The sequence below is a fragment of the Dietzia sp. CH92 genome, from assembly GCF_032248695.1.
Classification (GTDB): Bacteria; Actinomycetota; Actinomycetes; order Mycobacteriales; family Mycobacteriaceae; genus Dietzia.
Genome location: NZ_JAVHXC010000006.1, coordinates 245,009 through 254,800 on the forward strand (window position 1 = coordinate 245,009; position 9,792 = coordinate 254,800).

Below are 9,792 nucleotides of genomic sequence, written 5' to 3' on the forward strand. Positions count from 1 at the left end.
GCCTCACTTAACCAGCCCGGCGGTGAGCGCGGCTGGTGTTCACCTGCGAGCGATACCATCCGCTGGTGGCCACCATCGGAGAGCAGTATCTGCGCAGCTCACACGCTGCGGCACCCCGGACGCTCCTCGACGTGCTGGGCTCGGCGGTCGAGCGCCACCCCGACGCGCCGTGCCTCGACGACGGCACCCGCGTCCTCAGTTACGCCGAGGTGTGGCGGCAGATCCACGTCTCCGCCGCGTGGATGCAGGACCAGGGCGTGGGCGCCGGGGACCGCGTCGGCATCCACATGCCCTCCGGCTCCGCCGAGCTGTACCTGGCGATCCTCACCACTCTCGCCGCGGGCGCCGCCTACGTGCCCGTCGACGTGGACGATCCGGACGAACGCGCGAAGCTGGTGTTCGGCCAGGCGCGCGTCGCCGCCGTCTACACCGCCCACGGCATGCGTGTCACCGACCCCGACCGGCCCGAGGACCCCGCCCGGCACCGGCGCCCCACCGTCGACGACGACTGCTGGATCATCTTCACCTCCGGCACCACCGGCCTGCCCAAGGGCGTGGCGGTCACGCACCGCAGCGCCGCCGCGTTCGTCGACGCCGAATCCCGCATCTTCCTGCGGGACGCGCCGCTCGGCCCCGGGGACCGGGTGCTGGCCGGACTGTCCGTCGCCTTTGACGCCTCCTGCGAGGAGATGTGGCTGGCCTGGGCCCACGGGGCGTGCCTCGTGCCCGCGCCCCGCTCGATCGTGAAATCCGGCCTCGACCTGGGACCGTGGCTGCGCGAGAGACGGATCACCGTGATCTCCACCGTGCCGACACTGGCCTCGATGTGGCCGGACTCCATGCTCGCCGACGTCCGCCTGGTCATCCTCGGCGGCGAGGCGTGCCCGCCCGAGCTCGCCGCGCGACTGGCCGCGGACGGCCGCGAGGTGTGGAACACCTACGGCCCCACCGAGGCGACCGTCGTGGCGTGCGCCGCGCCGCTCACCGGGGACGGCGAGGTGTCGATCGGACTGCCGCTCGACGGCTGGGACCTCGCGGTGGTCGACGCCGCCGGCCACCCGGTGGGCTACGGCGAGTCCGGCGAACTCGTGATCGGCGGGGTGGGACTCGCCCGCTACCTCGACCCCGCGAAAGACCTCGAGAAGTACGCCCCCATGGAGACCCTCGGCTGGGACCGGGCGTACCGCTCCGGCGACATGGTCCGACTCGAGGCCGACGGCCTGTACTTCCACGGCCGCGTCGACGACCAGGTCAAGATCGGCGGACGCCGCCTCGAGCTGGGCGAGGTCGACACCGCCGTCTCCGCGCTCCCCGGCGTCACCGCGGGCGCCGCCGCCGTGCAGAGGACCGAGGCCGGCCAGCCCGTCCTGGTGGCGTACCTGGTGGCCGACGACCCGGACGGCTTCGACCCCGCCGAGGCGGCCGGCCGGCTGCGCGAGCATCTGCCGGCCGGGGTGGTGCCCCGGTTGGCGCTGGTCGACGAGCTGCCCACCCGCACCTCCGGGAAGGTGGACCGCGCCGCCCTGCCCTGGCCGCTGGCCCAGACCTCCGCCGCCGAATCCGACCTCGACGGCACCGAGGCGTGGGTCGCCGAGCTGTGGTCCGCCGCGCTCGGCGCCGACGTCTCCGGCGTCGACGAGGACTTCTTCGCACTCGGTGGCGGATCGCTGGCCGCCGCGCACGTCGTGGCCCGCGTCCGCGAGCGCTTCCCCGCCGTGACGGTGGGCGACATCTACGACCGCTCCCGCCTGGGCGACTTCGCCGCCTTCCTCGACGAGCTCGAGCCGGAGGCCGAGGTCGCGCCGCGCCACGTCCGGCCCGTCGGGCCCGTCGCTCAGACGGTTCAGGTCCTCTCGACGATCCCGCTGCTCACCGTGACCGGCCTGCGGTGGCTGACATGGCTGGGCCTGGCCAACAACGTCGCCGCCGGGCTCGGGGTGGCGTGGGCGCGGCCCGTGTCGTGGTGGGTACTGGGCGTCCTCGCGGTGCTGCTCCTGCTGCCGGCGGGCCGGATGGCCGTCACCGCGGGCCTGTGCAGACTGCTCACCGCCGGAATCGGCCCGGGGACCTACCCGCGCGCCGGGTCGGTGCACCTGCGCCTGTGGGCCGCGGAACGACTCGTCGCGTCCTCCGGCGCCGTCTCCCTCACCGGGGCCGGGTGGCTCACCACCTTCGCCCGGCTCCTCGGGGCGCGGATCGGCCGCGACGTCGACATGCACACCCTGCCGCCCGTGACCGGCCTGCTCACGGTGGGCGACGGCGCCTCGATCGAACCCGAGGTCGACCTGGCGGGGCACTGGGTGGACGGCGACGTGGTGCACGTCGGCGCCATCGAGATCGGCGAGCAGGCCGTGGTCGGCGCGCGATCCATGCTGCTGCCGGGCGCGGTGATCGGCCGCGGCGCGCACGTGGAGATCGGCTCGGCCGTCGTGGGCCCGGTCAAGGCCGGCAAACGCTACGCGGGATCGCCGGCGCTCAAGCGCGGCAAGCGCGGGTCGAGCTGGCCCTCCGAGCCCGCGCCCCACAGCCGCGGGTGGAGCGTGATGTACCAGGTGTCGGCGCTGGTGCTGGGAGCGACGCCGCTTCTGGCGCTGGCCGCCGGACTGGCGGTCGTGGCGTGGGGGGTCGGCGGCGCCGTGAGCGGCGACGCCGGGACGAGTGGTTCCGGCCTCGCGGAGCTGGCCGCGCGGACAGCCCTCTGGTCGATCCCCGGCGCCCTGCTCGCGTTCGCACTGTTCGGTGCGTTCACGCTCGTGTCGATCCGGCTCCTGTCGATCCGCCTGACCCCCGGCTTCCACCCCGTGCACTCGCGCGTGGCCTGGCAGGCCTGGTGCAGCGAGCGGATCATGGACGCCGCCCGCACCTGGCTCTACCCGCTGTACGCCTCGATGCTGACCCCGGTGTGGCTCCGGCTGCTGGGCGCGCGGATCGGCCGCGACGTCGAGGCCTCGACCGTGCTGCTCATCCCCTCCCTCACCACCGTCCGCGACGGGGCGTTCCTCGCCGACGACACGATGGTGGCGCCCTACGAGCTCGGCTCCGGGTGGATGCGGCTCGAACACGCCCAGATCGGCAAGCGGGCGTTCCTCGGCAACTCCGGCATCGCCTCCGCCGGCCGCAAGGTGCCCGCGCGCGGCCTGGTCGCGGTCCTGTCCTCCGCCCCCGAGAAGGCCAAGAAGGGCACCTCGTGGCTCGGTTCCCCGCCGCAGAAACTGCCGCGCGCGATCGCCGACGCCGACGACGACGGGCGCACCTACCAGCCGCCACGCCGGCTCAAGGTCGCCCGCGGCGCCTGGGAGACCCTGCGGCTGGTCCCGGTGTGGCTGTCGTTCCTCCTGCTGGCGAGCGTGCTCGTGCTGCTGCAGGCCGTGCACCGCGAGTGGGGCTTCGGGGTGGCCGCCCTGGCCTCCGGATTCGTCCTCGCCTACGCGGGGCTGGTGGCTCTGGTGGTGACCGTGCTCGCCAAGTGGATCCTGGTGGGCCGGATCCGGGTGGGAGAGCAGCCGCTGTGGTCCTCGTTCGTGTGGCGCAACGAGGTGGCGGACATGTTCGTCGAACTGATCGCCGCCCCGTGGATGGCCAGGCCCGCCGCGGGCACCCCGGTCATGAACCTCATGCTGCGCCTGCTCGGGTCACGCGTCGGCCGCGGCGTGTGGTGCGAGTCGTACTGGCTGCCCGAGGCCGACCTCATCGCTCTCGGCCGGGGCGCCACCGTCAACCGCGGCTGCGTGGTCCAGACGCACCTGTTCCACGACCGCATCATGCAGATCGACCGCGTCGACCTCGCCGACGGCGCCACGCTGGGCGCCCACTGCGTCGCGCTGCCGGCGTCGGCGATCGGCGCCGGCTCCACCGTCGGCCCGGCCTCGCTCGTCATGCGCGGGGACCGCATCCCCGCCGGCACCCGGTGGCAGGGCAACCCCATCTCACCCTGGCGGGGATAGGCCGCGCGGCTCGCGGGTGCCCGCGGGCCGGGTCAGCCGCCGGCGATGGCGCGCAGGGCGGCGAGGTGCGACTCGTACGCCTTCCGGCCGGTGCGGTTGAGCGAGAGCCACGTGCGGGGCCGCTTGCCCACGTGGCCCTTGCGGACCGTGACGTACCCGGCCCTCTCCAGCACCGAGACCTGCTTGGACAGCGTCGAGTCGGACACCTCGACCGCGTCGCGGATCGTGGCGAACTCCGCGTCGTCGACCCCGGCCAGCGCCGCGACGATCGAGAACCGCACCGGGGCGTGGATGACCTCGTCGAGTCGATGGCGGGCGTGTCCCCCGGAGCGGTCGCGCCCGTCCCCGGGAGTGCCCGTGCCCGGGGCGGAGCCCCCCGATGCGGCGGCCGCCCTCGTCGTCGTCCCCTTCTCCTCGCTCATCGCGCCGCACCCCGCCGGACGATGACCCCGGCGGCCACCAGGGCGGGCAGCGCGACCAGGACCACGCCGAGCGCGTACCACCAGGCGGTGAGGCCGATCGTCGTGCGGATGACGTTGAGGGCGGTGACGACGACGAGGATCATCACGCCCGATCCCGCCATGCCCCACGTATACGTCCGGCCCGAGCCGCGGGGGCTCGCACTGATGGCGCGCCGCTGCCAGTAGATCGCCACGAAGAGCAGCGCCACGTACGGGATGAGCGCCCAGTTGGTGAACATGATCGCGATGGTGCCGACGCCCATGAGGACCGCGATCGCCGCGGCGAAGCCGGCGAAGACGCGGACGTCCTGGGCGGTGCTCACCGGGGGTCGGCCCTCCGCCTCGGCGAGCAGGCGGGCGGCCTCGGCGCGGTCGACCGGGTCGGTCGTGGGGTTCTCCGTGGTCATGGCGACACCTTTCCCGTCGGGACCCCGACGGTGTTTCCCCCGAGGCGATGACTCGACTCTAGGCAACTACTTTCTCGTTTGGCAAGTACTTTTCCGGGATCGCCCCGGGGTCGGGTCGGCGACAGCGGACAGGGCGGGCCCCACGAGGGGTCCTCTAGACTCGCGCAGGTCATGGAATTGAAGGCAGCCAGCAAGGCCCTCGCCGCCAGGATCGCGGGCGACCACGCCACCTCCGGCGGCGATCCCGGCGACCCCTACCTGCCCGGCGCCGGCAACCACGGCTACCGCGTCACCCGCTACGACCTGGACCTCACCTACCGGATGAGCTCCAACAACCTGCGCGGCACCGCCGTGATCACCGCGACCACCACCGAGCCGCTCGATTCCATCCGGCTCGACCTGTCGCCGCACCTGACCGCGTCCAAGGTGTCGATCGACCGGGGGCGCGTCACCCGCTTCACCCGACCCCGCGGGAAGCTCGCCGTCACGCTCGCCGAGCCCCTCGACGCGGACACGGAGTTCACCCTGACCATCCGTTACGCCGGCAACCCGCGGCCCGTGCGCGGCACGTGGGGCGAGGTCGGCTGGGAGGAACTCACCGACGGTGTCCTCGTCGCGGGCCAGCCCAACGGCGCACCCAGCTGGTTCCCCTGCGATGACCACCCGGCCGCCAAGGCCCCGTACAGCATCCGCCTGACCACCGACTCGCCCTACCGCGCCGTGATCACCGGAACCCTCCGCGGCACCAAGCGCAGCGGCAGCCTGACCACCTGGGACGTCGACCTCCCGCACCCCACCTCGCCCTACCTGGTCACCGTCAACCTCGGCCGCTACGAGCACCTCGAGCTCAGCGGCGGCGCGGTCCCGGTCCACGCGTTCCTGCCCGCCGACCTCAAGCGCGACTTCCGGCGGGCGTTCGCCCGGCAGACCGAGATGATCGACGTGTTCAGCCGGCTGTTCGGCCCCTACCCGTTCGAGGACTACACGGTCGTGATCACCGACGACGAGCTGGAGATCCCCCTCGAGGCGATGGGCATGTCGACGTTCGGGCGCGGCACCGCCGAATCCGGCGACCGCGACGAGCGGCTCATCGCCCACGAGCTCGCCCACCAGTGGTTCGGCAACGCCGTCACCGCCGCGCAGTGGAAGCACATCTGGCTGCACGAGGGGTTCGCCTGCTACGCCGAATGGCTGTGGACCGAGTTCTCCGGCGGCGCCGACGCGGCCAGCCACGCCCTGCACTACTACTCCAAGCTGCAGAACTCGCCCCAGGACATCCTGCTGGCCGACCCCGGGCCGGAGGACATGTTCGACGACCGCATCTACAAGCGCGGCGCCCTCACCCTGCACTCGGTGCGCCAGGCCATCGGCGACGCGGCGTTCTTCGAGCTCCTGCGCGCGTGGGTGGCCACGCACTCGGGCGTGACCGTCACCACGGACGACTTCCTCGCGATGGCCGCCGCGCACTCCCCCGTCGACCTGCGGCCGTTGTGGGACGCCTGGTTGTTCTCCGAGCCCCTGCCGCCGACCCTCGGCATGCCCGATGACCACGCCGGCCGCGGCTGAGGCCCAGGCCGGCGTGGCCCCCGGGGCCGGCGCGGGCGGGATGCGGGCCCTGACCCTGGCGACCGTGTTCGCCGCGGCCTCGGGGTACCTGGTCATGCTCATCGCCGGCCGAGCGCTCGGGCCCGCCGACTACCCGCTCTTCGCGACCTACTGGGGCGCGTTCTTCGCCCTCGGCGGCGTGGCGAACGGGCTCATGCAGGAGGCCACGCGGGCCGTCCGGTCGGCGCGGGAGGGAGCCGACCGCGAGACCAGCGGCGGAGCCGCGGTCACCGGTGGAGGGGCCGCGGTGGCGACCCCGCCGCGGGGCGCCGTGCGGCTGCTGCCCGCCGGCCTCGCCCTCGGCCTGATCCTCGCCGCCGCGGTCGCGGTGAGCGCACCCCTGTGGCCATCGCTGGGCCTGCCCACCTTCTCCGGCGCGGGGGTGGCGATCATGGCGTTCGGCATCCTCGGCTTCACGCTCCAGGCCGCCACCGCCGGCGCCCTCTCCGGCACCGAGCGGTGGGGGCTGTACGCGGTCCTGCTCACGGTCGACGCCGCACTGCGGTTGGCCGCCGCCGGCATCGCATGGTGGCTCGGCGACGCCGGGCTCGGGTTCGCGGTGGCCACCGTCGCCGGCGCCGTGACCTGGGCCGTGCTCATCGCCGTCTCCCCGGGCACCCGTACCGCGCTGCGCTCCGCCGTCGACGCCGGACGCCGACGCTTCTGGCGCAACACCGCCACCGCGATGCTCGCCTCCGCGGGCACCTCCGTCCTGGTCACCGGCTTCCCGCTGTTCGTCACCGCGACCGTCCGCGACTCCGATCCCGCCCCGCTCGTCGGTGCCGTCATCCTGGCCATCACCCTCACCCGCGCCCCGCTGCTCGTGCCGCTGACCAGCTTCCAGAGCGCGATCATCGTCTTCTTCGTCGAGCGCCGCGCCCGGGGACCGCGGTCGCTGACCGCGCCGCTGGGCCTGGTCACCGCGGTCGGCGTCGTCGGCGCGGGCGCCGCGTGGCTCATCGGCCCGTGGCTGATCCGTGTGTTGTTCGGCGGCGATTTCGAGCTGCCCGGCGCCGTCCTCGCCGCCCTCACCGCCGCCTCCGTCGGTACGGCCGCACTCATGGTCACCGGGAATGCCGCCCTCGCCTTTGACCGCCATCTGCTCTACAACGCCGGCTGGTGGGTCGCGGTGATCGCGGCGGCGGCGCTGCTGGTGGCCGTCCCCGGCCCGCTCGACGTGCGCGCGGCAGTCGCGTTGCTCGCCGGGCCCGGCATCGGGGTCGCCCTCCACGTGGTGGGCCTGATCGTGGCGGCGCGGCGACACGGAGCGGCCGCATGACCGAGCTGCGTCCCCTGGTCCGCCGCGGCTCCGAGCTTCTCGCCGCGCTCCTGGTGGCCGGGCTCGTCGGGGCCGCGACCTACCTCGCCATCGACTCCCTGCCGTTCGCCGAGCCCAGTTGGCTGCCCGAGACGTTCGGCGGAACGCTCGCCGCGCTGGTCGTCATCGCCGCCGGATGGCTGCTGCTCCGCCGCTCGACCGGCCCCCGGACCCTGTGGGCACTGGGCACGGTCGGCCCCGCGTTCCTCGCGTCCTCCCACCTGAGCCTCCTCCTGAACGGCACCCCCCACTACCTCTTCGGCCTGGGTGGCGATCAGCTCAACCGCGTCGCCTACGTCACCCGCTTCGCCGACTCCCCCGCAATCGCCGACCCCTTCTACGCCGACGCCGCGCCGTTCTATCCGCCGCAGTGGTTCTGGGTGGGCGGGCGCCTCGCGGACATGGCCGGAGTCGAGGGGTGGGCCTTCTACAAGCCGTACGCGATCCTCACCATGGCCATCGCCGGCGCGATCGCGTTCGTGGCCTGGCGCTGGCTCGTCCCCGCCCGGCTGGCCGTCCTGTTCGGCCTCACCACCTCCGTGATCGGTGGTCACACCAACGCCTACGAGCCGTACTCGTGGATCCTCATCTGCCTGCTCCCGCAGGTCGTGGTGGCGACGTTCCTGCTCTGCGCGCGCGCCGCCGCGGCCCGGGCGGAGACCTCGGTAGACCGCCGGCCCACGTGGCCGCTGGTCATGACCATCGGGGTCTACCTCGGCTGGGCCGCCCTCGGGTACACGCTCATCGCGGGTTTCGCCGCGCTGATGGTGGGCCTCGTCGTCGTCCTCCACGCCTGGTACCACCGCGCCGACCGCGCCGTGGTCGGGGCACTGCTCGGCCGACTCGCGGCGATGGCGGCGATCTCCGCGGCGATCGCGTTGGTGTTCTGGCACCGCTACCTGCTCGCCGTGCTCGGCGGGGCGGAGACCGAACCGTCGGTGGCCAACGATTTCGCGCCCGAGGTGGCCTCGCGGTGGCCGCTGCCGATGTTCGAGCCGTCCGCGGCCGGGTTGTTGTGTCTCGTCGGGGCGGTGTGGCTGGTCGTCACCGTGTGGCCCGGTGGCGCCGGCGCGGCGACCGCGCGTGCGGCGGAGTCGATGCGGGCGCGACTCGGCGCCGACACCGCGGCCGGCCACGACGTCGACGCCGACACCGCGCTCCGTGACACCGGACCGCTCCCCTCCTCCGGGCGCCGGCTCGTGCTGGCGCGGGCGCTCGCACTGACCGTGGTCGCCGCCCTCGGCTGGTACGTCCTGTCCGGCCTGCGCGCGGTCACCGGGAGCACGCTGCTGCCGTTCCGCATGATCCCCGTCGTGACCCTGGCGCTCGCGCTGGCGGGGATCGTCGGCGCGCTCACCCTGGCTCGGTGGGCGATCCGCACCTCCCCCGGGCCGTCCCGCGGGCGGGTGACCGCGGCCGCGGTGGTGGTGGCCGGGCTCGCCGCCGTTCAGCTGGTGCAGCACGTCTCCGACGAGGACGCGCACTTCGCCGCGGTGGCGCGGGAGAACCCCGGGGTGCCGCACGACATCCTGGGGGCGATCGATGAGATGACCGACGATCGCACGCCGTCCGACCTGGTGGTGTTGACCGCGGACCCGTCGCTCTACGCGTACCGGCCCTTCCACACGTTCCAGGCCCCGGCCCAGGCGTATGCGACCCCGGCGGGCCGGTACGAAGCGCGGCTCGACGAGATCCGCCGCTGGTCCGACACCGACTCGCCGGGCGAGCTGACCGCGGCGATCGACTCGAGCTCGTTCCGCGGACCTGACGTGCTGGTGCTTGACCGGGAGGGCTCCCGGCGGTGGATCTTCCCGGCCATGGTCAACGTGATGCCGCAAAGCCAGAACAATGTGCGGGAGGAAATCGTGTTCGTTCCTCGCCAGTTCGACGATCCCGCGCTGTTCGACGTCCGCGAGGTGGGGTCTCGGATGGTGATCGTCCGGCGCTGACCCGGTTCCTCGGCCCCCGGGCCGCAAAGCCGGACAAGGCGGCGCAGGCGGAGCCGACCCTCCGACTCGCGGGGTCATGCTGCGGCCTCGGCGCCGTGCAGGTGTTGC

At 73.7% G+C, this 9,792-nt stretch carries 6 protein-coding genes; 4 read left to right on the forward strand and 2 right to left on the reverse strand.

The genetic code is table 11. From position 1 onward, the window contains the following. Positions 1-65: 65 nt before the first annotated feature. Positions 66-3,944: a Pls/PosA family non-ribosomal peptide synthetase gene (locus tag RWK90_RS13950; RefSeq protein WP_314038212.1), complete on the forward strand. Its 3,879-nt coding sequence runs from the start codon at positions 66-68 to the stop codon at positions 3,942-3,944. 32 nt (positions 3,945-3,976) lie between these two features. Here the strand turns inward: RWK90_RS13950 and RWK90_RS13955 are convergent, their stop codons facing one another. After that, the gene (locus RWK90_RS13955; RefSeq protein WP_314038213.1) at positions 3,977-4,366 is read right to left on the reverse strand and encodes a transcriptional regulator; all 390 of its coding nucleotides are present in this window, start codon (positions 4,364-4,366) and stop codon (positions 3,977-3,979) included. Next, the gene (locus RWK90_RS13960) at positions 4,363-4,812 is read right to left on the reverse strand and encodes a hypothetical protein (RefSeq protein ID WP_314038214.1); all 450 of its coding nucleotides are present in this window, start codon (positions 4,810-4,812) and stop codon (positions 4,363-4,365) included. The genes RWK90_RS13955 and RWK90_RS13960 overlap by 4 nt, the downstream gene beginning before the upstream one ends. Positions 4,813-4,989: 177 nt before the next feature. Here RWK90_RS13960 and RWK90_RS13965 point away from each other — a divergent pair, with 177 nt between their 5' ends. The 3 genes from RWK90_RS13965 to RWK90_RS13975 are packed head-to-tail and all read left to right on the forward strand — an operon-like array spanning position 4,990 to position 9,684. Next, complete coding sequence (locus RWK90_RS13965) at positions 4,990-6,378, forward strand: M1 family metallopeptidase (RefSeq protein WP_314038227.1); 1,389 nt, start codon at positions 4,990-4,992, stop codon at positions 6,376-6,378. After that, on the forward strand, positions 6,356-7,696 hold the full coding sequence (locus RWK90_RS13970; protein WP_314038215.1) for a polysaccharide biosynthesis protein: 1,341 nt from the start codon (positions 6,356-6,358) through the stop codon (positions 7,694-7,696). Before RWK90_RS13965 ends, RWK90_RS13970 begins: the two co-directional genes overlap by 23 nt. Continuing rightward, on the forward strand, positions 7,693-9,684 hold the full coding sequence (locus RWK90_RS13975; RefSeq protein ID WP_314038216.1) for an arabinofuranosyltransferase: 1,992 nt from the start codon (positions 7,693-7,695) through the stop codon (positions 9,682-9,684). Before RWK90_RS13970 ends, RWK90_RS13975 begins: the two co-directional genes overlap by 4 nt. The last annotated feature ends 108 nt before the right edge of the window (positions 9,685-9,792 follow it).

What these genes read in the sequence shown, in the direction of transcription:
- RWK90_RS13955 (WP_314038213.1), bottom strand. Translation starts at nt 4,366, where the DNA reads ATGAGCGAGGAGAAGGGGACGACGACGAGGGCGGCCGCCGCATCGGGG.
- RWK90_RS13960 (WP_314038214.1), bottom strand. Translation starts at nt 4,812, where the DNA reads ATGACCACGGAGAACCCCACGACCGACCCGGTCGACCGCGCCGAGGCC.
- RWK90_RS13970 (WP_314038215.1), top strand. Translation starts at nt 6,356, where the DNA reads ATGACCACGCCGGCCGCGGCTGAGGCCCAGGCCGGCGTGGCCCCCGGG.
- RWK90_RS13975 (WP_314038216.1), top strand. Translation starts at nt 7,693, where the DNA reads ATGACCGAGCTGCGTCCCCTGGTCCGCCGCGGCTCCGAGCTTCTCGCC.